The 24,794-nt window shown below is 36.5% G+C and carries 23 protein-coding genes; 15 read left to right on the plus strand and 8 right to left on the minus strand.

Annotated elements, in window-relative coordinates:
- Positions 1-882, plus strand: a complete 882-nt coding sequence (locus tag LX80_RS03985) for a ChaN family lipoprotein (protein WP_111293758.1) — start codon at positions 1-3, stop codon at positions 880-882.
- On the opposite strand, the gene hemN is transcribed toward LX80_RS03985, so the two are convergent.
- A complete protein-coding gene (hemN, locus tag LX80_RS03990) occupies positions 883-2,250 on the minus strand; it encodes an oxygen-independent coproporphyrinogen III oxidase (protein WP_111293759.1) in 1,368 nt (455 codons plus the stop codon).
- A gap of 143 nt (positions 2,251-2,393) precedes the next feature.
- Between hemN and LX80_RS03995 the strand changes: the two genes are divergently transcribed.
- The 3 genes from LX80_RS03995 to LX80_RS14570 all read left to right on the plus strand — a co-directional run bounded on the left by LX80_RS03995 (position 2,394) and on the right by LX80_RS14570 (position 8,385).
- Positions 2,394-4,031: an amidohydrolase gene (locus tag LX80_RS03995; protein WP_111293760.1), complete on the plus strand. Its 1,638-nt coding sequence runs from the start codon at positions 2,394-2,396 to the stop codon at positions 4,029-4,031.
- A gap of 113 nt (positions 4,032-4,144) precedes the next feature.
- Positions 4,145-7,483: an isoleucine--tRNA ligase gene (gene ileS / locus LX80_RS04000; RefSeq protein ID WP_111293761.1), complete on the plus strand. Its 3,339-nt coding sequence runs from the start codon at positions 4,145-4,147 to the stop codon at positions 7,481-7,483.
- Between the two features lie 5 nt (positions 7,484-7,488).
- Positions 7,489-8,385: a TraR/DksA family transcriptional regulator gene (locus LX80_RS14570; RefSeq protein ID WP_111293762.1), complete on the plus strand. Its 897-nt coding sequence runs from the start codon at positions 7,489-7,491 to the stop codon at positions 8,383-8,385.
- A 124-nt stretch (positions 8,386-8,509) separates the two neighbouring features.
- Here LX80_RS14570 and LX80_RS04010 read toward each other — a convergent pair whose 3' ends face one another.
- Positions 8,510-10,330, minus strand: coding sequence for an ABC transporter ATP-binding protein (locus tag LX80_RS04010; RefSeq protein WP_111293763.1), 1,821 nt, complete (start codon positions 10,328-10,330; stop codon positions 8,510-8,512).
- 64 nt (positions 10,331-10,394) lie between these two features.
- On the opposite strand from LX80_RS04010, the gene rbfA reads away from it, so the two are divergent.
- On the plus strand, positions 10,395-10,769 hold the full coding sequence (rbfA, locus tag LX80_RS04015; RefSeq protein WP_111293764.1) for a 30S ribosome-binding factor RbfA: 375 nt from the start codon (positions 10,395-10,397) through the stop codon (positions 10,767-10,769).
- Between the two features lie 36 nt (positions 10,770-10,805).
- Positions 10,806-12,023: an ABC transporter permease gene (locus LX80_RS04020; RefSeq protein ID WP_111293765.1), complete on the plus strand. Its 1,218-nt coding sequence runs from the start codon at positions 10,806-10,808 to the stop codon at positions 12,021-12,023.
- 66 nt (positions 12,024-12,089) lie between these two features.
- Here the strand turns inward: LX80_RS04020 and LX80_RS04025 are convergent, their stop codons facing one another.
- A complete protein-coding gene (locus LX80_RS04025; RefSeq protein WP_111293766.1) occupies positions 12,090-12,932 on the minus strand; it encodes a transketolase in 843 nt (280 codons plus the stop codon).
- Positions 12,933-13,201: 269 nt separating this feature from the next.
- Here LX80_RS04025 and LX80_RS04030 point away from each other — a divergent pair, with 269 nt between their 5' ends.
- Positions 13,202-14,254, plus strand: a complete 1,053-nt coding sequence (locus LX80_RS04030; protein WP_170120370.1) for an MraY family glycosyltransferase — start codon at positions 13,202-13,204, stop codon at positions 14,252-14,254.
- A gap of 105 nt (positions 14,255-14,359) precedes the next feature.
- On the plus strand, positions 14,360-14,923 hold the full coding sequence (gene frr / locus LX80_RS04035; protein ID WP_111293768.1) for a ribosome recycling factor: 564 nt from the start codon (positions 14,360-14,362) through the stop codon (positions 14,921-14,923).
- A 56-nt stretch (positions 14,924-14,979) separates the two neighbouring features.
- Here frr and LX80_RS04040 read toward each other — a convergent pair whose 3' ends face one another.
- On the minus strand, positions 14,980-15,846 hold the full coding sequence (locus LX80_RS04040) for a DMT family transporter (RefSeq protein WP_111293769.1): 867 nt from the start codon (positions 15,844-15,846) through the stop codon (positions 14,980-14,982).
- A 66-nt stretch (positions 15,847-15,912) separates the two neighbouring features.
- Here LX80_RS04040 and LX80_RS04045 point away from each other — a divergent pair, with 66 nt between their 5' ends.
- The 3 genes from LX80_RS04045 (at position 15,913) to LX80_RS04055 (ending at position 18,122) form a co-directional block, all read left to right on the plus strand.
- Positions 15,913-16,659 carry a PPK2 family polyphosphate kinase gene (locus tag LX80_RS04045; protein WP_111293994.1) on the plus strand — a complete coding sequence of 249 codons (747 nt, stop codon included), beginning with the start codon at positions 15,913-15,915 and terminating at the stop codon, positions 16,657-16,659.
- A gap of 56 nt (positions 16,660-16,715) precedes the next feature.
- On the plus strand, positions 16,716-17,138 hold the full coding sequence (gene mscL / locus LX80_RS04050) for a large conductance mechanosensitive channel protein MscL (protein ID WP_111293770.1): 423 nt from the start codon (positions 16,716-16,718) through the stop codon (positions 17,136-17,138).
- A gap of 123 nt (positions 17,139-17,261) precedes the next feature.
- Positions 17,262-18,122 (plus strand): segregation and condensation protein A, encoded by an 861-nt coding sequence (locus LX80_RS04055; RefSeq protein WP_111293771.1) that lies wholly within the window; start codon positions 17,262-17,264, stop codon positions 18,120-18,122.
- Between the two features lie 49 nt (positions 18,123-18,171).
- On the opposite strand, the gene LX80_RS04060 is transcribed toward LX80_RS04055, so the two are convergent.
- The 4 genes from LX80_RS04060 to dtd all read right to left on the minus strand — a co-directional run bounded on the left by LX80_RS04060 (position 18,172) and on the right by dtd (position 20,907).
- Positions 18,172-19,638 (minus strand): glycine--tRNA ligase, encoded by a 1,467-nt coding sequence (locus tag LX80_RS04060; protein WP_111293772.1) that lies wholly within the window; start codon positions 19,636-19,638, stop codon positions 18,172-18,174.
- A 73-nt stretch (positions 19,639-19,711) separates the two neighbouring features.
- Entirely contained in the window at positions 19,712-20,038 is a 327-nt protein-coding gene (locus tag LX80_RS04065; protein ID WP_111293773.1) for a nucleotide pyrophosphohydrolase, read from the minus strand.
- Between the two features lie 11 nt (positions 20,039-20,049).
- A complete protein-coding gene (locus LX80_RS04070) occupies positions 20,050-20,436 on the minus strand; it encodes a group III truncated hemoglobin (protein WP_111293774.1) in 387 nt (128 codons plus the stop codon).
- Positions 20,437-20,454: 18 nt separating this feature from the next.
- Complete coding sequence (dtd, locus tag LX80_RS04075; protein ID WP_111293775.1) at positions 20,455-20,907, minus strand: D-aminoacyl-tRNA deacylase; 453 nt, start codon at positions 20,905-20,907, stop codon at positions 20,455-20,457.
- Between the two features lie 35 nt (positions 20,908-20,942).
- Between dtd and arfB the strand changes: the two genes are divergently transcribed.
- The 4 genes from arfB (at position 20,943) to LX80_RS04095 (ending at position 24,737) form a co-directional block, all read left to right on the plus strand.
- Complete coding sequence (arfB, locus tag LX80_RS04080) at positions 20,943-21,353, plus strand: alternative ribosome rescue aminoacyl-tRNA hydrolase ArfB (RefSeq protein ID WP_111293776.1); 411 nt, start codon at positions 20,943-20,945, stop codon at positions 21,351-21,353.
- 12 nt (positions 21,354-21,365) lie between these two features.
- Positions 21,366-22,070, plus strand: a complete 705-nt coding sequence (locus tag LX80_RS04085) for an MbnP family protein (protein ID WP_146250367.1) — start codon at positions 21,366-21,368, stop codon at positions 22,068-22,070.
- Positions 22,071-22,093: 23 nt separating this feature from the next.
- The gene (locus LX80_RS04090) at positions 22,094-23,152 is read left to right on the plus strand and encodes a cytochrome-c peroxidase (protein ID WP_111293778.1); all 1,059 of its coding nucleotides are present in this window, start codon (positions 22,094-22,096) and stop codon (positions 23,150-23,152) included.
- Positions 23,153-23,234: 82 nt separating this feature from the next.
- The gene (locus tag LX80_RS04095; protein ID WP_245897961.1) at positions 23,235-24,737 is read left to right on the plus strand and encodes a lipopolysaccharide biosynthesis protein; all 1,503 of its coding nucleotides are present in this window, start codon (positions 23,235-23,237) and stop codon (positions 24,735-24,737) included.
- Positions 24,738-24,794 lie beyond the last annotated feature (57 nt).

Consider the following 24,794-nt stretch of genomic DNA (forward strand, 5'->3'; position numbering starts at 1 on the left):
ATGCTAAAAAAATTAATTGCATTATTCACATTATGTCTGCTATTTCAAACAATGTTATTGGCACAAAGTAATATGACTAATCATTACATGATATATGATGCTGCGCAACATAAAACCATTCAATTATCTGAGTTAATAAGTCATTTGCAAAAAGCGCAAGTAGTTTTTTTTGGTGAAGACCATAATGATGCAGTAGCACATTATTTAGAAGATACTTTACTGAAAGCTTTAGTGCAAAGCAATAAGCCTGTAGCGCTTTCATTAGAAATGTTTGAAACCGATTGTCAAGCTCCTTTAAATGAATATGTTGCCGGCTACATTAGCGAAAAACAATTTTTGGCCAGTGCCCGACCTTGGAATAATTATGCAGATTATAGACCGATGATTGAAACGGCAAAACTGTATCATTTGCCGGTAATTGCAGCCAATGCACCCCGTAGGTATGTAAATATGGTGCATCAAAACGGTGTGGCATCATTAATGCAATTAGATAAACTTTCAAAATCTTATTTGCCGCCTCTGCCTTTTACGGAAGCTCAACAAGCTTATCAACAAAAATTCGAAAAGATTATGGGTGGACATGAACAGTTTAATCAAAATATGTTTGATGCTCAAAATTTGTGGGATGCAACCATGGCAAACAGCATTTATCGGTTTTGGAAGAAGCACAAATCATTCACCATTTTTCAAGTAAATGGCCGCTTTCATAGTGACGATAAATTAGGTACTTATGCACGTTTGCAGGCCTTGGCCCCCAAACTGAAAATGATGAATATCAGCTGTTTTAGTGATGCGCAATTTGAACATCCTGATTGGAAACAATTCCAAAATTTAGCCGACTTTGTTATTATTACCAATCCTTCAGTGCCTAAAACCTTTTAGTTATATAGCTTTGCTGAACTGTGCATGTTGTTGATTATTGTGTATATGGTTGCGGGCTAAACGAATATCAAAAGCGCTACAAATATTTCTAATAAAATGTTTACCTAAAGGCGTTACCGTTAAAACATTTTCATCTAGTTCAATTAAATTGTCTAATTCCAATTTTTCTAATTCCGGCAATACAAATTTGCTGATAATACCCTCATCTTTTTCATTTAAAATAGTTTGGCCATTACAACTGATATCCAAAATGTATTTTTTAAAGTGCATGTCTTCATTGGTTAATACAATGCCTTTACTTACGGCTAAAGTACTATTGCATACTGCTTCATAGTAATTGTGTAATGTTTTTTCATTTTGTGCAAAAGCATCCCCAATATCACTAATGGCTGATACACCCAATCCAATCATAGATTGCGTTTGTTGGGTGGTGTAGCCCATAAAGTTTCTATGCAATTTTTTGTTTAATTGTGCCTGGTATAATGAATCGGTGGGTAAAGCAAAGTGGTCCATTCCAATATCAATATACCCCGCCTTACTAAACATTTCTTTCCCTAATTGATACAGTTGCATTTTAGTAGCAGCATTTGGTAAATCGTGTTCGTCAAATAGTCGTTGGCCTTTACTGGTCCATGGAACATGTGCATAGCTGTAAAATGCAATACGGTCGGGTTGTAAAGCTATTGTTTGCTCAATGGTTGTACGCATGCTTTCAACAGTTTGAAGCGGTAAACCATAAATTAAATCGAAGTTTACTGAGTTGTAACCAATGCTGCGGGCCATTTCAACAGCTTTCTTTACATTTTCAATGGGTTGTATGCGGTTAATAATAGCTTGTACTTTTGGGTTGTGATCTTGAATGCCATAACTAACACGCCTAAAACCTAATTCAAATAAGGTTTTTAAATGTTCAAATGTTGTGTTGTTGGGATGTCCCTCAAATCCAAATTCGTGATCGGGGTGCACCTTCACTGTTTGTAATATGGAATGAATGAGTCGATACAAATTTTCCGGTGAGAAAAATGTTGGGGTACCGCCTCCTAAATGCAGTTCACGTAAAACAGGTCTTTCTTCCATTAAGTTTAAATACAATTGCCATTCTTTTAAAACCGCTGCTAAATATTCACCTTCAACCTGATGGTTAGTTGTAATTTTTTTATTGCATCCGCAATACGTGCATAATGATTCGCAAAAGGGTAAATGAATGTATAAACTAATACCGTTAGTTTCATTTGAAAATTTGTTACGCACCAAATTTTCCCATTGCTTTACTTCAATGGTTTCGTTCCAAAATGGAATAGTCGGGTAGCTGGTGTAACGGGGCACAGGTACATTGTACTTTTCCAATAAATGTTGATTTACCTGCATAGTAATAAATTTTCACAAAGCTAAAATGCAGTCATCGCCTGTAAAATGATTAAAATCATAACCTTCATGCATTTGGTTAAAATAGCTGTCAGCATCTTGCAATAAATTTTTAACTTCAATGTTCATTCAATCAACTAATTGCTATGCGACATTTGTTTAAAATATTGCCTGCCACCTGTTTGTTTTTGGCCTGTCAGTCTAAAAAGCAGGTTGATACCATTGTTTACAATGCCCACATCTATACGGTAAATACACAATTTGATACTGCCCAAGCCATGGCTATTCAACAAGGTAAAATTGTGGCCATAGGAACCAATGATTCCATTTTGCAACATTACAATGCAAAGGAAATGTTGAATGAAAATGGCAATACTATTTTTCCCGGTTTCATTGATGCACATGCACATTTTGTAGGTTATGGCCAAGAACTATTTACTGCCGATTTACGCAATACCACTAGTTTTGAAGAAGTATTGGAGCGTTTAAAAAGTTTTGCTGCCTTGCATCCCAATGAACCTTGGATTTTAGGCAGGGGTTGGGACCAAAATAAATGGCCCGGAAAGGCATTTCCCAATTCAGTAGAAAAACTCAATCAACTGTTTCCAAATACACCTGTTTTTTTAACAAGGGTTGATGGGCATGCGGCTATTATTAATGAAAAAGCAATGCAGTTAGCCCAATTAAAACCGGGCCAAAAAATTGAAGGTGGAAGTTTTGAAATGTTTAACGGTAAACTTACCGGGGTATTAATTGATAATGCTCAAAAGCCGGTTTTAGCGGTAATGCCACCACTATCTGCTCAAGATTTTTCTGCACGTCTGCAAGCTGCGCAAAAAAACTGTTTTGCACAAGGCTTAACTACCGTTACCGACTGTGGACTTAGCTATAAAGATGTGTTACGAATTGATAGTTTGCAAAAAGCCGGCGTACTCAAAATGCAGCTATACGTTATGCTTAGCGATAAAAAAGAAAATTATGATTACTTTTTACCCAAAGGCCCCTACAAAACGGATCGCTTATTCGTAAATGGATTTAAATTTTATGCAGATGGAGCCTTAGGAAGTCGCGGTGCCTGTCTTTTACAACCTTATTCCGATAAGCCAGGTTGGTATGGCTTTTTGTTAAGCAGTCAGCAACATTTTGATTCAATGGCAGCTATACTTAGCAAAACTAATTTTCAAATGTGTACCCATGCTATTGGCGATTCTGCCAACCGCGTAATGCTGAAAATCTATAATAAATATTTGCAGGGTAAAAACGATAAACGTTGGCGTATTGAACATGCACAAATCGTAAATCCTAATGACATAGCATGGTTTGGTCAGGCCTCTATTGTGCCTTCCGTACAGCCTACACATGCCACCAGCGATATGTATTGGGCGGAAAGCCGTTTGGGTAAACAGCGAATAAATTCAGCTTATGCCAATAAAGCCCTTTTAGAACAAAACGGATGGTTGCCTTTAGGTACCGATTTTCCGGTGGAAGATATATCGCCGTTTAAAACCTTTTTAGCTGCGGTATTTAGGGTTGATAGTACCGGATTCCCTGCAGGTGGTTTTCAACCACAAAATGCACTTACGCGCCAAGAAGCTATAAGAGGAATGACTATTTGGGCTGCTAAAGCCGGTTTTTTAGAGAATGAAACCGGAAGTTTAGAACCGGGTAAAAAAGCCGACTTTATAGTGCTTGACAAAGATTTAATGCAAATTCCCTGGCAGCAAGTATTGCAAACAAAAGTGTTGCAAACTTTCATTTCCGGCGAAAAAGTTTACTCAAAATAACGTTGTTTGGCGAATGTCATTTCTATTCAAATGAATGTAAAGGGAAGGCCTAACTCAGGCGCTTATTCCTTACCTTCGCAACTTTTAAAACCGTATTCTTAGTTTTCAAATTTATGAGCAATACCTATCGCGAATTTCAGACATTGCATTTACCCTCTATTGAAAAAGAAATTTTGCTGCGTTGGCAACAGGAACAAGCATTTGAAAAAAGCGTAACCTTACGGGAAGGGGCACAGCCCTTTGTGTTTTATGAGGGGCCACCCAGTGCAAACGGAATGCCGGGTATTCACCATGTTATTTCGCGTACATTAAAAGATTTGGTTTGTCGTTACAAAACCATGCAGGGCTTTCAAGTTAAACGCAAAGGAGGCTGGGATACGCATGGGCTTCCTGTTGAATTGGGTGTAGAAAAAGAATTAGGTATTACTAAAGAGGATATTGGTAAGAAAATTTCAATTGAAGACTATAACCAAAAATGCCGTGAAGCGGTTTTACGCTATAAAGATAAATGGGATGAAATTACCACTAAAATGGGCTATTGGGTTGATTTGAACGACCCCTACATTACTTTCGATAATAAGTACGTAGAAACCCTTTGGTGGTTATTGGCGCAATTGTATAAAAAAGGCTTACTATACCAAAGTGTAAGCATTCAACCCTATTCACCGGCGGCTGGTACAGGCCTTAGTTCACATGAATTGAATCAGCCGGGTACTTATAAAGATGTAAAAGATACCAGTTGTGTGGCCATGTTTAGAGCCGTACAAGATGAACAATCTGCTTTTATTCATCAACTTTTACATGGCGATGAGTTTTTCTTTTTAGCATGGACAACCACACCTTGGACATTACCATCCAACCTGGGTTTGGCTGTTGCAGCCAATGTAGATTATGTACTTATTAAAACCTTTAATCCCTATACCCATTTGCCCATTAACGTGGTATTGGCCAAAGATTTAGTGCACAAATATTTTAAACCTGAAGCCGAAAACGGCGATTTTGCCGCTTATACGCCTAACGATAAAATGATTCCCTGGCAGCAATTGGCGCAATTTAAAGGCAGCCAATTGGAGAATTGCCGTTATGAACAATTAATGCCTTATGAGGCCAATCAACCTGCCTTATCCGGTGGAAATCCATTTAGGGTAATGCTGGGCGATTTTGTTACTACCGATGACGGTACCGGCATTGTGCATATTGCCCCTGCTTTTGGCGCCGACGACTTTAAAGTGGGTAAGAAATATGGCATAGGTATATTAACCTTGGTTGACAAACAGGGCAAATTTGTAGATGGGTTAGGCGAATTTAGTGGTCGTTATGTAAAAAATTATACCGATGATCCCAATTACCAAGACGTAAATGTGGATATATGTGTTAAACTGAAAAAAGAAAATCGAGCCTTTAAGGTTGAAAAATATGAACATAGCTATCCCCACTGTTGGCGCACCGATAAACCCATTCTTTATTATCCTTTAGATGCCTGGTTTATTAAAACCACTGCATTAAAAGATAGAATGGTTGAATTAAATAAAACCATTAACTGGAAACCCAAAAGCACAGGAGAAGGTCGTTTTGGTAACTGGTTAGAAAATATGGTTGACTGGAACTTAAGCCGCAGCCGCTATTGGGGTACCCCTTTGCCCATTTGGCGAACTGAAGATGGTAGCGAAGAAATTTGCATTGGTTCTGTTGAAGAATTAAACAACGCTATTAAAAAAGCCAATGAGGTTTTAGGTGGAAATATTAACCAACATTACCTACACCAGGGTATTTTAGATTTACATAAGCCTTATGTAGATGAAATTGTTTTGGTAAGCCCTTCGGGAAAGCCCATGAAAAGGGTGCCCGATTTGGTGGATGTTTGGTTTGATAGTGGTGCCATGCCCTATGCACAATGGCATTATCCTTTCGAAAACAAAGATTTTATTGATAAAGGCAGTGCCTTTCCCGCCGATTTTATTGCCGAAGGAGTTGACCAAACCCGTGGATGGTTTTATACCTTACATGCATTAGCGGTAATGCTGTTCGATAGTGTTGCTTATAAAAACGTAGTATCCAATGGGTTGGTATTAGATAAGAATGGCAATAAAATGAGTAAGCGCTTGGGTAATGTGGTGAATCCTTTTGATACCATTGAACAATTTGGTGCCGACGCTACCCGCTGGTATTTAATTACCAATGCCTCACCTTGGGATAATTTGAAATTTGATTTGGAAGGTATTAAAGAAGTTCAGCGTAAATTCTTTGGAACCTTATATAATACTTATCAGTTCTTTGTACTATATGCCAATGTAGATGGATTTGCTTTTCAGGAAGCTTATATTCCGGTGGCTGATAGGCCTGAAATTGACAGATGGATTTTATCTTCTTTGCATTCCCTTATTCAAAAGGTTACGGATGCGTTTAACGATTTTGAACCCACTATTGCCGGTCGAGCTATTGAAGATTTTGTAAATGAACAGCTAAGTAATTGGTATGTGCGTTTGTGCAGAAGAAGATTTTGGAAAGGAGAATATGAAACAGATAAAATAAGCGCTTACCAAACTTTGTATGAATGTTTGGAAACAATTGTGCAGTTAATGGCACCTATATCACCCTTCTTCAGTGATGCAATTTTCTGTAATCTGAATGCTGTTACCAAAAGATATAATGTACAGTCTGTACATCATACCAATTTTCCTAAACCCAATTCAGCGTGCATTGATGCCTTATTGGAGGAAAGAATGCAATTGGCGCAAGATGTAAGTTCATTGGTGCTATCTATCCGTAAAAAGGTAAACATTAAAGTAAGGCAGCCATTGCAAAAAGTAATGATCCCTGTATTAAATGCAAACATGCAAACGCAGTTGGCAAAAATGACGGATTTAATCAAAGCGGAAGTGAATGTTAAGGAAATTGAGTTTTTAACGGATACGGAAGGAATAATTAAGAAAAAGGTAAAACCTAATTTTAAAGCGCTAGGTGCTAAAATGGGCAGCAAAATGAAACAGGCTGCTGCAATAATTAGTCAATTAAATCAACATCAAATTAGTTTACTGGAGCAAAATGGCGCCATTAACATACAAATAGATGAGGAAGAGGTGCCGGTTTCTTTATCTGAAGTTGAAATTTTGGCAGAGGATATACCCGGTTGGAGTGTAGCTTCTAAAGGAACCCTCACCGTAGCCTTAGATATTACGGTTACCCCCGAGTTGGAAAAAGAAGGAAATGCCCGTGAATTGGTAAATCGTATTCAAAATTTAAGAAAAGACAATGAATTTGAATTAACAGACCGTATATTCGTACACATTATGGAAAATGCCTCATTAAAGCCTTCCATAATTCAATTTAACGATTATATTTGCCGCGAAATTTTGGCAGATTCCATTCAATGGGTATCCGATTTGCAAGATGGGGTATCAGTTGAAATTAATGGTGAAATGCTAAAACTGGCAGTAACCAAAAAAGGATAAAAAGTATGGCTACCAAAAAAACTGCGCCTAAAAAAACAGCAAAACCTGCCGCAAAGGCGGTAAAAAAGGCGGCTCCGGCCAAAAAAGCCAGTGTAGTAACAAAAAAAGCAGCACCGGCTAAAAAAGCAGCACCGGCTAAAAAGGCCTCTGCACCTGCCAAAAAGGCTGCTGTTGCTAAAAAAGCAGCACCGGCTAAAAAAGCTGTTGCTGCAGCTAAAAAGCCAACTGCACCGGAAAAAAAGGCAGCAGTTCCTCAAAAAGCACAATCGGCAAAAAAGGAAGTGGTAGCTACTGCAAAATCCAAGCAAGAAAACAATTATTCAGAACCTGTTAAACACGTGCAGACAGCAAAAACTGCAACAGTTCCCATGCCAAAGAAAAAACAAGCTGAACCTATAAAGGAAGTAAAAGTTCCAAAAACCAGTACCAAAAGTAGTATTCCCTATAACCCGGGTTATACACCATTGGAAAAAAGAGTTGAAGCGCCTAAACCCGCAGAGTCAATAGTTCGTTACTCTGATGCGGATTTAAATGAGTTTAAAGAGCTCATTAACAAAAAGTTAGACAGCGCTAAACGCGAGTTGGCTTATTTGCAAGGATTAATCACTCGCAAAGATGAACTGGGTGGCGATGAAAGCGAAGGCCGTTACATGACCATGGAAGATGGGGGTATGAGTATGGAACGCGAACAATTAAGCCAAATGGCTAGTCGCCAAATTACTTATATTGACCATTTGGAAAAAGCTTTAATGCGGATTGAAAACAAAACCTATGGCATTTGTCGTGTAACCGGTAAGTTAATTGATAAAGCTCGTTTACGCGCAGTACCTCATGCTACACTTAGTTTAGAAGCAAAATTGGGTTTGGTAAAAGGTCCCGATACTGGTGGAAGTAATGAATAACACAGCGTAATCTTCGCATATTTTTTTACAGGCTACTTTGAAAAAGGTAGCCTGTATTTTTATGCTACTTATAAAGAAGATTGAAATTGGTATTTTTTTGCAGTGATGCCAAACACTATCTCATTTAATGCACTTCCTGCATGGTTACCAATCTTTTATAAGTTCCTTCTAAATCAATTAGTTGGTGATGCGTACCCCGCTCTATAATTACGCCCTTGTCTAACACTATAATTTCATCCGCATGTTTAACGGTCGATAAGCGGTGTGCAATAACAATACTGGTTCTGTTTTGCATCATGTGGTTAATGGCATCCTGCACTAAACGCTCACTTTCAGTATCAAGCGAAGAAGTGGCCTCATCTAAAATAAGAATAGGTGGGTTTCTTAAAATAGCACGAGCAATGGTAATTCGTTGTTTTTCGCCACCGCTCAGTTTATTGCCTCTATCGCCCACATTGGTATCATAACCATTTTCTTTTTGTAAAATAAAATCATGTGCGTTGGCAATTTTAGCTGCCTGAATAATTTGTTCTCGGGTGGCGTTTTCACTTCCTAAAGCTATATTATTGGCAATGGTATCATTGAATAAAATAGGCTCTTGCGTTACAATGCCAATATGATTTCGAAGACTTGTTAAATCGTAATTTTTAATATTAATGCCATCAATTAAAAGTTCGCCATCATTTACATCTAAAAAGCGAGGTATTAAGTCAGCAAATGTACTTTTTCCTGCGCCGCTACTTCCAACTATGGCAACGGTACTCCCTTTGCGTATTGTTAAATTAATATTCCGCAGGGTTGAATATTCATCATAACTAAAGCTAACATTTTTAAATTCAATAGCTTGTTTAAACTCATTAAATACAACAGCATTATCCGGTTCACTTATGGTTACGGGTGCTTTTAAAATTTCTTCAATTCTTTGTATGGCAGAACTTCCGCGCTGCGCATTATAGAATGCAGTAGATAATGATTTTGCAGGATTAATAATTTGTGTAAAAAATAATATGTAAGTAATAAATGCGTCGGGTTGTAAGAAGGTTTTGCTGCCCAATACAAGGCGGCCGCCAAACCATAAAATGCAACACAATACAATTACACCTAAAAATTCCGACATGGGTGAGGCTAAATCACGTCGAAAATTCATTTTATTTCTTATTTCATTTAATTTGTTATTGGTGCTAAAAAATTTGTTGCCAATAATTTTCTCAGCATTAAATGCTTTAATAATTCTTAAACCGCCCAGTGTTTCATCCAAAATGCTCATCAGTGAGCCTTGTATTTCCTGTGAGTGGGTTGACTGTTTCTTTAAGCTTCGGCTTACTCGGCCAATGATAAACCCCGTTAAAGGCAACAAAACCAATAAAAACAATGATAATGCAGGGCTTAAAAAAATAAGTGTAACTAAAATAATAATAATATTTAAAGGGTCTTTTACCAAACCCTCTAACGTGCCAATAATGCTCCATTCAATTTCATTGGCATCGTTGCTCATACGGCTTATAATATCGCCCTTGCGTTGTTCTGTAAAATAACCAATGGGTAAAATCAGAATTTTTGAAAATAAATCAGCTCTTAATTTCGTCATTACATAATTACGCATGGGCGTTAATGAGCGGTATGATAAATAAATGAACAGATTTTTTAAAAAAATTGAAACAATTACCACCAGGCAAATAAAAGCCAGAGCATACATTTCGCTGTGCGTCTTAATCAATTGGCTTAATATGTATTTTAAATATTCTAAAATGCCACTGGCACTAAAAGAAAAATTGGGTTTTAAGTCAATTAATTTTTCTTTTCCAAACAACAGTTGCAAAAAAGGGGCTAACATGGCTAGTGAAACCAGCGAGAATACAATGGATAGAAGGTTAAAAATAACATATAAAACAATGTTTTGTTTCTGTGATTTCAGGTAAAATAAAATTCGGGAAAATCGCTTCATATATAAATTACAATAACAAAGCCGCAAAGTAACTAAATTTACCTCCAAATAAACCTTAAAGATTATGCAGGAAGGAAAACGTCAGAAACAGGTTGCAGCAGTATTGCAAGAAACACTCAACGATATTTTTATGCATTTAGGCCTAAATATGATTGAGGGGGGAATGGTTTCTATTTCAAATGTAAAGGTTACGCCCGATTTGTTAGAAGCCAGGATTTATATTAGCTTATTTAAAATTGACCAACCCGCAGCTGCCATGAAACGTATTGAAGACCGGGCTTGGGAAATTAAAAAGCATTTGGCCGAAAAGGTAAAACATCAGCTAAGGCGAATACCTGTATTGCATTTTTATTTAGATGATACTTTAGATCATGTTTTTAAAATGGAAGAAATTTTTAAACAAATAAATGCTGCTAAAAAACCTGATTCCGGTTCATAGCCTACTGCTATTGCCCAACTTTGAAAATTGTAACACTTGAATTTTTTATTTGCTCGGCGCTATTTTACTTCAAAAAAATCTACTAATGCCATTACCCTTATTGCTTGGATTAGTATATCTGCAATAATGGTGGGTACAGCTGCATTAATTATTGTATTAAGTGTATTTAATGGCTTTGAAGATTTAGTAAAGGGTTTATATGCCGATTTTTATGCCGACTTACGCATAACACCGCAAGTGGGTAAAACCTTTGTGTTAACACCTAAACAAATTCAGCAAATACAAAATACCGGTGGTGTTGCATTTTATAGCTTAACTGCTGAAGAAAAAGCTTTATTGGTAAATGGTGATAATCAATCTATTGTATTTGTAAAAGGCGTTGATAGCAGTTTTACGCATGTTAATCCGGTACAAACACATTTAATACGTGGCAGTTTTAATTTAGGTACCTTACAAAAGCCACAGTTAGTAGTAGGTGCGGGTATTGAAAATGCTTTGGGCTTAGATGTAGAAAAAAGTTTATACCCGGTAACCTTGTACATGCCCAACAGGCAATCTGCTAATATGCTTTCTGCAGAGGGGTTATACTCATACAATGCAATGCCCGCCGGTACCTTTATGATTCAGGAAGATTTTGATAACAAATATGTATTTACCAATTTGGCTTTTGTAAAGTATATGTTGAATATGGATGCAAATACTTTTAGTGCCGTTGAAATTAAGTTAACCAAAAATGCTAATACGCAACAAGTTCAAACTGAATTACAGCATTTGCTGGGAAACAGTTTTAAGGTACAAACACGTTATCAACAAAATGAAAGTTTGTACACTGTAATGGAGGTGGAGAAGTGGGTTATTTATGGAATTTTATCCATCATTCTTATCATAGCAGCATTTAACATGATTGGTGCATTAACTATGTTGGTACTTGAAAAACAAAAAGACATTACCGTTTTAAAAGCATTGGGAGCTTCAGATGGCTTAATTCAAAAAATATTTTTAACGGAAGGTTTTTTATTGGCTGCTGTTGGGGGTGGGGCAGGAATGATATTGGCATTAATTATTTGTTATATTCAAATAAAGTTTCATTTGGTTAGCTTGGGAGGCGGAACATTTATCATTGATTATTACCCGGTTAAATTAGCTTTAGGCGATTTTGTGTTGGTTATAGCAACCGTATTTGTTATTGCTTTACTGGCAGCCTGGTTCCCGGCGTTCAAAGCAGGAAAAGAAAAATTATCATTAAGAAGCTAAACTATTTCCGAATAATAAAAAAGCCGGACATTCAATCCGGCTTCACCCAAAAATATATTCCTAAAATTAATAATCACCCAATGTTTCAGGCAATTGGTTTAAAGCATCTGCTAATTGTGCATCACTAGGTGCTATGCCGTGCCATTCATGGTGTCCTTCCATAAAGTTTACCCCTTTACCCATAACTGTTTTCATCAAAATACAAATGGGTTTCCCTTGGCCGGTTAATTGTTTGGCTTTATTCAAAACTGCTACTACTTCATCCATATCATTACCATTCATTTCTAATACATGCCAGTTAAAAGCTTCAAATTTAGCTTTTAAGCTTTCTAAATTCATTACTACACTGGTAGGTCCATCAATTTGTTGGCCATTATAATCAACGGTAGCAATTAAATTATCTACTTTATGATGGGCTGCAAACATAATTGCCTCCCAATTTTGGCCTTCTTCTAATTCACCGTCGCCATGTAATGAAAATACCAAATGTTTGTCACCGTTTAATTTTTTAGAAAGTGCTGCACCAATGGCTACACTCATTCCTTGTCCCAATGAACCACTGGCAACCCTTACACCCGGTAAATGTTCGTGCGTAGTAGGGTGCCCTTGCAGGCGTGAATTGATTTTTCTGAATGTATTTAATTCTTTTAAATCAAAATAACCCTTACGGGCTAAAACGCTGTAAAATACAGGTGATATGTGTCCATTCGATAAAAAGAAAACATCTTCTCCAATACCGTCCATATTAAAAGGGATGCGTACATCCATAATGTTGAAGTAAAGTGCAGTCATAAAATCAGCACATCCTAAAGAACCTCCGGGGTGCCCGCTTTGTACCGCATGAACCATGCGTAATATATCTCTTCTTACTTGTGAGGCTGTTTTTTCTAAAGTAGCTACATCTTCCATAGTCTAAAATTTTGAATTGGCAAGATAATTGATATTTAAATACTATTAGCATTACAGCCGCTAATGTTATGAGAAATTGATTTTTTTAGGCTTTTTATCGATAAATGTTAAAGATTTAAAAAAAACGTTTATATTGCCTTCGTAATTCTACCCCTCAAACTTGATTACTCATTCGAAAAAAATCCTACATGGAGAAAATATTTATAGGGGGAATATTGGCGTTTGTTATTACACTACTTGCAATCCCTGCGATTATACAAATTGCAAAGATGAAAAAATTATACGATGTACCCGACGATAGAAAGGTGCACGCTTCGCCTATTCCGTCATTGGGGGGGGTAGGTATTTTTGCAGGATTTTTAATTGCTTTTTTGTTACTGAGCGATGTAGCCCCGCGTGGTCATAGTTTCCCTTATTATATTGCTGCTTTTGTCGTTGTATTCTTTTTTGGCGTAAAAGATGATATTTTGGTTATTACGCCATTAAAAAAGTTTTTAGGTCAATTAGCTGTAGCCATCATCTTAATGTACAAAAGCAAATTGCTGATTGATGATATGCACGGCTTTTTAAATATTGGTATTATACCACCTGTTTTTAGTTACCCATTAACCATGTTCACCATTATTGTAGTAATGAATTCATTTAACTTAATTGATGGGGTTGATGGTTTAGCTGCATCTATTGGTTTAATTACATGCACCATTTTTTCAATATTCTTTTATTTGAACAATGACTGGTTATACGCATTAATGGGAATATGCATGTCAGGTGCATTAGTTGCTTTTTTACGTTTTAATTTATCGCCTGCTAAAATATTTATGGGCGATACCGGGGCCATGTTGTTAGGATTAGTCAATGCTATATTGGTTATTCATTTTATAAAAACGGCAGAAGGTTCTCATATACTGCCCGTTTTTGCCGCACCTGCCATGGGTTTTGGCATTCTTTTATTGCCGTTATTAGATACACTTCGTGTATTTGCCATTCGTATATTTCATAAACGTTCTCCTTTTTCGGCAGACAGGAATCATTTGCATCACTTGTTATTAGATCGTGGTTATTCTCACAAAAAAATAACCATCTGTTTATCTGTGTCCGCCATTCTATTTATTATACTCAGCTATTTTGCTTTGCCCATGGGCACCACAAAAGTGATAATGGCACAAATTTTTGTTTTTTTTACGGCCATCTTATTGTTGCATTTAGACAAAATTCGCCAACAAAAAAACAAACAGCTGCTTATTAATGAGGCTGAGCCCAATACTTACGTTACTATTAACACAAATAATACAACTTCCGTGGCTGCTGTTGCAGAAAAATAATCTTATGGGTACTTGTTCTTGCTATTTTGGCTATGAATTATAGGTTCATACTCTTATTATGTTATATTCTTTATTAGATTTGCGCCACTTAACCTTTTTAAAAATATGACTGAAGAACTGAACCTGATAATAGATGATGTTGAAAGTGGCATGAAAAAAGCCATTGTTCATTTAGAAGTTGAATTAACGAAAGTTAGAGCCGGTAAAGCAAATCCGGCTATGCTTGAGGGTATTATGGTTGATTACTATGGCGCACCTACACCTATACAACAGGTAGCCAATGTTAGTGTTTTAGATGCAAGAACTATTAGCATACAGCCCTGGGAAAAGAAAATGTTGGCTGCTATTGAAAAGGCTATTATGCAAGCCAATATTGGCATTACACCTCAAAACGATGGCAATCAAATTCGTTTATTTATGCCACCGCTTACCGAAGAACGTAGAAAAGAAATGGTTAAAAAGGCAGCTGCTGAAGGCGAACAAACCAAAGTTGCCATTAGAAATATTAGAAGAGATGGTATTGAACAAGTTAAGAAATTGCAGAAAGATGGGTTAAGTGAAGATGCAAGCAAAGACGCTGAAAAAGCCATTCAGGAAATTACGGATAAGTATATAAGCTTGGTTGAAAAACATTTGTCCGTAAAAGAAAAGGAAATAATGACTGTTTAACTAGTCAACAATTTTTAAAAAAATTACTAGGCAAATACAAAACCGTATTTGCCTTTTTATTTGAATTTATTGGTTAAATAAACGCCACTTAAAATAATTAATAAGCTGATTAACTGATTCCAACCAAATGCTTCACCTGCCAATAATCCCCAACCTACTGCCACAAAAGGAATACCATAAGTAACCATCGATGCAAACAATGCGCCCGATTCTTTCAACAAAACATAAAACAAAATAGTGGCCACTGCCGTTCCCATTATTCCCAATAAAGCGCTGAATAAACTGGCATGTATAAAAGCCGTGCTAAATGTTTGGGAAAAATAGCCTGTAAAGGCTAATATTATTAAACAGGGTATTACCAATAACCCAAAAGCAACACTGGCAATATGTAATGAACCAATGCCCTGCAAGTGTTTGCGAACATAGTTCACATTTAATCCATACAAAAAAGTGGCAAGTAAAATATAGGCAGCATATCCTATATGTGCAAAGCTGAATTCTCCTTTATGGTAAAATAACAATATAAGACCGGCAAAGCCAACAATAACACCAACTGTTTGTTGCGTTTTGGTTTTTTGTTGAAAAAACATAATGCCTGTTGCAATGGTAAAAAGTGGTGTAAGCGCATTTAAAATTCCGGCTAATGCACTATTAAGTTCTGTTTCTGCCAAACAAAATAAATAGGCCGGAAAAAAACTTCCCAATAATCCGGAAACCAACACAGGCCAGTGCTTTGTTTTTGGAATTTTTTTATAAGCACTTATTCCAAATGGCGCTAAAATTACACCTGCACTTAAAATGCGTAGGGTTGCAACTTGATAAGGTGTTAATGCTTTCAAACCTTCCTTCATTAAAATAAATGAACTGCCCCAAATAAAAGAAAGTATTATAAATAAAAACCAACTGAAAAAAGGCTTTCGCATTCTAAAATTTTTGCAAACCTAATTTTTTGTTGCAAAATAGTGGTATATTTAAAAAAAACGTTAACCATGGCCAAAATTCGATTAGCCGATATAAGTACACTTCCGCCTAAAAAAACGGATAAAAATAAAATTATTGCTGCTACAGAAAAATTAATAGTACAGTTAGATGAGTTGCAAAATTTACTTTATGCACAGTCTAAGTATGCCATATTAATTGTAATACAAGGTATGGATGCAGCAGGTAAAGATGGGGCCATACGGCATGTGTTTGGAAAACTGAATCCACAGGGTGTACAGGTTACTTCCTTTAAAGAGCCTACCGCATTAGAACTTTCACATGATTTTTTGTGGCGCATTCATCAGCACACGCCGGCTCGGGGCATGATACATATATTTAATAGAAGCCATTATGAAGATGTATTGGTTACCAGGGTTCACAAGCTCATCAACAATAAATTAGCTTTTAAAAGAATGGATGCCATTAATGATTTTGAGCGTTTGTTGGTTGAACATAATCACACTCATATCTTAAAATTTTATTTGCATATTTCACATAAAGAACAATTAAAACGATTGGATGAACGCATAAAAGACCCTCAAAAACAATGGAAATACAATGAAAAAGATTTTGAGGAATCTAAATTATGGCCCGAGTATATGGAAGTGTACGAAGATTGCTTAAATAATTGTAATGAAGTGCCTTGGATTATTACCCCTTCAGATGCTCATTGGTATAAAGAATATATTATTGCAAAAAATTTATATGAATTATTGAGCGGATTAAAGATGCAATACCCCGGACTAAAAAAATAATTTGAAGATATAGTGAAATACACATATTTTTAATTCAACCAAACCTTGCATAAAATATGTCATTTTTTAAAGAATTCCGCGAATTTGCCACGAAAGGCAACGTAATGGACCTGGCAGTCGGTGTTATTATAGGTGCTGCCTTTGGAAAAATTGTTGATTCGGTAGTAAATGATTTAATAATGCCCGTAGTAGGCATTTTATTCAAAGCAGATTTTACCAATTTGTACCTGCCTCTTTCTTCAAAAGTAACCATGGGTTTAACCCTTGCCGAAGCAAAAAAATTAGGACCAGTATTTGCTTGGGGTAGCTTTGTAACTGCGGTTATTAATTTCTTAATTCTGGCTTTTGTTATTTTTTTACTGGTAAAAGCCATGAACCGATTAAAACGCAAAACCGAAGCACCGCCACCACCGCCTCCGCCCGGACCAACACCTACCGAGCAATTGTTAATGGAAATTCGCGATGCATTAAAAAAATAATCAAGCGTTATGCCTTCCGCCCGAATACCTTCGGGCGGTTGTTTTTTGGTGGATAAATAAAGGATAGATAGTAGGGAAAATACCACTGCTTTTCCTTTATTTGCAATAATTAAAGTTGTAAATGTGAATCAGGAAACCTACCAAATTAAACTTGAGCATTTTGAAGGCCCATTCGACTTATTGCTGTTCTTCATTGAACGCGATGAGCTAGATATTTATAATATACCTATCAGCAAAATAATTAATGATTTTCTCGATTTCATACATGCGCAGGAGCGCTTAAATATTGAGTTGAGCAGTGAATTTATTCTGTTTGTATCTACGCTTATGCGTATTAAAGCCCGACTGCTTTTGCCACGTAAAGAGGTTGATGCACAAGGTAACGAAATTGACCCACGCCAGGAATTGGTTGATAAAATTTTAGAATATAAGCGTTTCAAAGAGGCTGCAGCTCAATTGGCTGAAATGGAAGCCAATCGTCAGTTATTAGCCAAGCGGGGTAACTTACAAGCTGAAATGGCGAAAATTACCGAAGAAGCCGGTGAAGGAACTGAAATACAAACCATTACCCTTTTTAAATTAATGAAAACATTTGAAAGGGTAATGCAGCGTATGCAAGACAAACAAAAACGACCTACGCATACGGTAGTCCGTTATAATTATACTATTGAAGGTAGCCGCGATTATATGTTGGAATTTATGGCAAAAGAAAAATCGGTAACTTTTGAAAACATATTTGAAATATGTGAAAACCGTATTCACGCCATATTCCTGTTTCTTTCCATATTGGAATTAGTACAACAAAAGTTTATGAAAATTATGGTTGGTGAAGGAAGAAACAACTTTATTTTAGAATGGAATGAAAACAGGGAAGATGATTTAAAATATGCAGGCGATGAAGTGGAACGAGCCGGTGAGCATGATCCCGAGCCTGAAGCTGAACCGGGGCAGTTAGACAACGACAATCCTGAAGTGTTGAATTAATAAAAAAGGCTGTAAAGTTTAAGTTTACAGCCTTTTTAGTTGGAGTTGTTTATGCTATTGCATTCATTACTACATCTTTTACCTGACTCATTAAAATTCTTTCTTGTTTCATAGAGTCACGGTAACGAATGGTAACCGTATTATCCTCTTTTGTTTGATGGTCAATGGTAACGCAGAATGGTGTTCCAATCGCATCTTGACGACGATAGCGTTTACCAATGGCATCTTTTTCTTCATAAAAACACCTGAAATAATTTTTGCACTCATCCATTAAATCGCGTGCTATTTCCGGTAAACCATCTTTTTTGGTAAGGGGTAAAACTGCTAATTTAATCGGAGCAATTTTTTCGGGAATATGCATCACTACCCTGCTATCGGTAGTGCCGTCTTCCTTTTGAATGGTTTCTTCCTCATAAGCATGCGAAAGTATAAGTAATACCATTCTATCTAAGCCAATAGATGTTTCAATAACATAAGGTACATAATTACCATAAGGTTTGTTGGTAGCAGGATCAATATCTGCATCAAAATATTGCATTTTTTTCTTGCTGTAGGTTTGATGCTGGCTTAAATCAAAATCACTGCGCGAATGGATGCCTTCCACTTCTTTAAAGCCAAAAGGAAATTCAAATTCTATATCACAAGCCTCTTTTGCATAGTGCGCTAATTTGCTATGATCATGATATCTATATTTCTCTGCCGGTAATCCTAAACTTAAATGCCATTGCAGGCGCACTTGTTTCCAATATTTATACCATTCGCCTTCGGTACCGGGCCGTACAAAAAATTGCATTTCCATTTGTTCAAACTCACGCATTCTAAAAATGAATTGTCTGGCAACAATTTCATTTCTAAAAGCTTTTCCAATTTGTGCAATACCGAATGGCACTTTCATGCGGGCTGTTTTTTGCACATTCAAAAAGTTTACAAATATACCTTGTGCAGTTTCGGGGCGTAAGTAAATGGTACTGGCTTCATCGGTAACAGAACCCAATTGTGTTTCAAACATTAAGTTGAACTGACGAATGTCGGTCCAGTTACAAGTACCACTGATAGTGCAAACAATTTTATGATCTTCTATTAATTTTTTTAATCCTGCAAAATCATCTTTCGCTAATAAAGCATCCATTTCCTGTAACAGTGCATCTGCTTCTTGCTGTTTGCCTTGATCTTCTAAAATGGCTGCATGTGCTTCAATTAAATGGTCAACCCTATATCGCTTTTTGCTGTCTTTATTATCAATCATTGGGTCGTTAAAATTATCCACGTGTCCACTAGCCTTCCAGGTAGTAGGGTGCATGAAAATAGCGGCATCAATACCTACAATGTTTTCATGCAGTTGCGTCATGCTCTTCCACCAATAATCTTTAATATTTTTTTTCAATTCACTGCCATACGGACCATAGTCGTATACTGCACTTAATCCATCATAAATTTCGCTACTGGGAAAAACAAAGCCATACTCTTTGGCATGGGCTATAATGGCCTGAAAATTATTGTCTTGTTGCGTACTCATAATGTGCAAATATACTTGTCTGAAAATGTTTAATGCAGCTGCTTTTGTATTTTTTATACAAACAATTGTTTGTTTATTGCAGCTTTTGGTTTAATTGATGCCTATTGCCATCACGATTGGTTTTTTTAATCATATTTTTTTGCAATGCCTCTGTAAGATTAACACCCGTTTGATTGGCTAAGCAAATTAGTACCCAAAGCACATCAGCCATTTCATCGGCCAACGCATCGGCATTTTCGCCAGCTTTAAATGATTGTTCGCCATATTTTCTCACCATTATTCTACTTAACTCACCCACTTCTTCCATTAAAATTCCCAAATTGGTTAATTCATTAAAATAGCGAACACCAATGGTTTTAATCCATTCATCCACCTGTTGTTGTGCTTCCGCAATAGTCATATATTTTTTATTTATGCGTTTTTATAAATGGTTTTTAATGCCATAATAGTTGCAATAGATTGGGCACGTTGTTTTATTTTTTCGGCATTTTCTCCGGCAAACAATTCATCCACTGTTTGTTGAAATAAACTTACCCAACGATTAAAATGCGCCCGGTTAAAAGGCGAAAGTTGATGCAAGTGTTGATGTACAGCCATTGCATTACCTTTATAGGTTGCAGTATCAAACAACACTGATTCCCAAAAATTTACAATGATGGGTAAGTGTGTTTGTAAATTTAAATGCGCAACTTCATTAAAGAAATGTTGTATTAATTCATCTTTTAATGCTTTAGCATAAAATGCTTCCATTAATGCTAATAAATCATCCTTATTGGTAATATCGTTTTTTGCTGTCATAACAATTGGTAACAACTGCTACTCTCTATTTTTCGAGTCAATGAAAATGGTAACAGGTCCATCATTTAGCAAAGCTACTTTCATATCAGCACCAAAAATGCCTTTTTCAATTTTTTTGCCTAAGGCATTTTCTAAACTTGCAATTAGCTTTTCATAAATGGGAATAGCTATTTCCGGTTTGGCTGCTTTAATGAATGAGGGGCGATTCCCTTTTTTGGTTGCTGCATGTAGGGTAAACTGACTTATTAATAAAATGTTGCCATCTATTTCTTTCAAGCTAACATTCATAAGTCCTTGTGCATCATTAAAAATGCGTAGTTGTACAATTTTATGGCTTAACCACTCAATATCCTCATCAGTATCGGCTGCTTCAATACCGGCCAAAATCAATAAACCTTGTTGAATGGCACCTACTGTTTGTTCGTTTACTTTTACTGATGCTTCTGTTACTCTTTGTATAACTACTCGCATATGCGTTGCAATGAATGGTTTAACTTTACAGAAGTATGAAGATAAATATTCAGGATGAAATTATTTTTTCAACTGCCCGCAGTGGTGGCAAGGGTGGGCAACATGTAAATAAAGTGGAAACCATGGTTGAGGGGCGTTGGCCCATTATGCAATCGAATTTGGTGAGTGAAGAACAAAAGCAACAAATTAACACACATTTACGGCACAAAATTACCAAAGATGGTTTTTTACTGGTAAAATCGCAAGTGGCAAGAACGCAGTTAGACAATAAAGCTTTGGTAATTGCTAAAATGAATGAATGGGTAAATGCGGCATTAAAACCTAAAAAAGCACGCATAGCTACCCAACCTACTGCTGCCTCTAAACTGAAAAAACAAATGGATAAACAAAACCGCTCGGCTATTAAACAATTGCGGAATAAAAATTGGAAAACCCATAACGATTAAAAGGAAATTGCCATGAAACAATTGTATATGATGATGTTGGGTATGTTGGTGGTAATTGGCTCATTTGCCCAAAACCTGCAATTAAAATTTATTCCCCTTGCGGGAAATACTTCGTTGGTGCTGGATGACAGTATTTATCAAACAAAAGCCGGTGAACCAATAACAGTTCGAAAATTTTTATTTTATGTAAGCCATATTCAGGTAAAAGATGTTCATGGTAAAACTATTCCGGTAAAAAATAATTATTATTTATTTTCTGCAAGCGATACTGCCACCTGGAACATTGCATTGCCTATTCAACCACAAATGCTTAGTGCAGTATCTTTTACCATTGGGGTTGATAGTATAAAAAATGTTAGCGGTATTCAAACGGGTGCTTTAGATCCTATGTTGGGTATGTTCTGGACATGGAATACCGGTTACATTTTCGCTAAGTTAGAAGGTAATTCAACTGCTTCGCCGCTTCCACAACAAACATTCAGTTATCATGTGGGTGGTTATAAGCATAATGAGAATGCCGCAAGAACCATATATATACCCATTAACAGTTCCCATAAAGTGACAACCATTACAATTGGTGCAAATGTATTAAGCTGGTTTAATGGTGTTAATGCGTTGAGCATAAAAGCCCATCCGTTATGTCATTCACCGGGTAAATTGGCTATGCAAATAGCAGATAATTACAGCAATATGTTTCAACTATTAAAAGTTCAATAAAGGCGATATTGTGTATTAAGTATATGAAGTGGCAAATTACCATAGCAGGCATTCTTATTTTTTTAGTAATAGCTACTGCTTTTACCAATAATGGCAGCAAGCCTACACCGTTAGTGTTTAAAGTGCCACCCGGCTGGCCGCAACCTGTGTATGATTTTAAACAAAATCCGGTAACCTTGCAGGGCTTTGAATTAGGCAGAAAATTATTTTATGATGGCAGATTAAGTAAAGATGGAAATTTTCCTTGTGCCAGTTGCCACCAGCAATTTGCTGCTTTTGCTACTTATGATCATAATTTAAGTCATGGGTATGATAATTCATTCACTACCCGCAATGCGCCTGCTTTACAAAATTTAGCTTGGCAAAAAGCTTTTATGTGGGATGGGGGCATTAACCATTTAGATGCACAGCCTTTAGCACCCATTACCGCACCCAATGAAATGGCTGAGACGGTTGAAAATATTATTAAAAAATTAAGTGCTGATGCGGAATACAGAGCTATGTTTAAAGCTGCTTTTGGTAGTCCGCAAATTACAACGCAACGTATTATGCAAGCTTTAAGTCAGTTTGAAGTAATGTTGGTAAGCAGTAACAGTAAGTATGATAAAGTAATGCGGGGCGAAGCACAATTTAATTTACCGGAAAGTTTAGGTTATGCCATTTTTAAACAAAAATGTGCCTCATGCCATGCCGAACCCTTTTTTACCGATTTCAGTTACCGAAACAACGGTATGCCCATGGATGCTGTGTTAAAAGATGAAGGACGTATGAAAATAACGGGTAATCCGTCGGACTCGTTAAAATTTAAAGTGCCCAGTTTGCGAAATGTAGCCGTTACTGAACCTTACGGACACGATGGTCGTTTCTTTTTTCTGATTAATGTATTTGACCATTACAGAAAAAACATGGTAGTAGGGCCAACTACCGACAGTTTGCTGAAAAACAAACTTCCGCTTTCTAATTATGAAATAGGACAATTAACAGCTTTTTTATATACGTTAACTGATACTACATTCTTAAAAAATCCACGATTTGCGCCGCCTAACTTCAATAATCAGCCACCTGCCGAACATGTGCATTAAATGAAACTGTTAAAGTATTTGCTCAATAACAGCACTAACTGTAACCTATTTGTTATTTTAGCGCCTTATAAAGATTCAACGATTGAGTAGTATAAAGAAATTAGCCGGACAAACCATGTGGTATGGAGCCAGCTCCATTGCTGCCCGTTTCATTAATTATTTGCTTACTCCATTGCTTACCTATGGCCTGGCAAAAACCAGCGACTATGGTAAAATGGGCTTAATTTATGCTGCTATACCCATATTGAATGTATTGTTTACATATGGTTTTGAAACGGCTTACTTCAGGTTTTCATCCAAAGAAGAAAATAAAAATATTATATACGATACGGCAGCCTTATCGCTTTTTTTTTCTACCATTGTTTTTTCAATTATTTTGTGGCTAAATCAGTCCGCATTTGGAGCATTTACCGGCTTAACCAATTTTCCCGAAATTATCCGATTAAGTATTATTGTAATTAGTTTAGACGCTTTATCCACCATTCCTTTTGCCAAGTTGCGGCAAGAAGAACGCCCATTGAAATTTGCTTTTGTAAAAATTGCAGGTATTTTATTAAACATATTTATTACCTGGTTTTTCATTGTGTATTGTCCCAAGCAAATGCAACAGCCCAAAGGCAGTTGGGTAGTATTGGTTTTTAATACTGAAACCAATCCAATAGTGTATGTAGTTTTTGCGAATGTGGTGCAATCGGCGGTAACCTTATTATTGTTGTGGAAGGAAATAGCCAAAATACAATTAAAGTTTAATGCACGTTTGTGGAAGCAAATGATGATTTATTCTTTACCCTTGGTTATTGCGGGCATGGGCGGTATGATTAATGAAACCTTTGACCGTTTAATGTTGCGATGGTGGTTGCCCGGAACTGAAACATTTAGAGAAGAACAAGTAGGCATTTACAATGCTTGTTACAAACTTTCTATTTTAATTACATTATTTATACAGGCATTTAGAATGGGTGCCGAGCCTTTCTTTTTTAAGCAAGCCGAAAGCAATAATCCACAAAAAGTATATGCAAGGGTAATGAAGTTTTTTGTGATGATTATTTCTATTATGTTTTTGGTGGTTGCCCTGTATTTGCCGGTATGGAAACATTTTATTGGTCCCAAGTATTGGTCGGGGTTAAAAGTTGTACCCATTTTATTATTTGCCAATATGTTTTTGGGTATTTATTATAATCTGAGCATTTGGTATAAAATTACCAATAAAACCATGGCAGGTGCCTGGGTTACTTTAGCCGGAGCCGCCATTACCATTATCATTAATTATGTATTTATTCCATACTTTAGTTTCATGGCCTGCGCATGGGCAACGTTTACCTGTTATGGCAGTATGATGGTAATTAGTTATGTATGGGGGCAAAAAGTTTACCGCATACCTTATGCCTGGAAAAAACTAATAGCTTATATGGTTATAGCATTTTTGTTATTTTTTATACACCATACCATAACAGCCTATATTACACATTATGCCTTTAGTTATATTTTAGCCACACTATTGCTGTTATTGTTTATAGGGTTTTTGTTAAAAATTGAGCGAAAGGAAATGCAAAAGCTGCCATTTGTAGGAAAATACCTGGCCTAATTAAGGTATTGGTAAACACAGCAGCAATTCATATATCTTTGCCGCTTTAAAAAACAT

Source organism: Hydrotalea sandarakina (assembly GCF_003254115.1).
In the GTDB taxonomy this organism is placed as follows: Bacteria; Bacteroidota; Bacteroidia; order Chitinophagales; family Chitinophagaceae; genus Hydrotalea; species Hydrotalea sandarakina.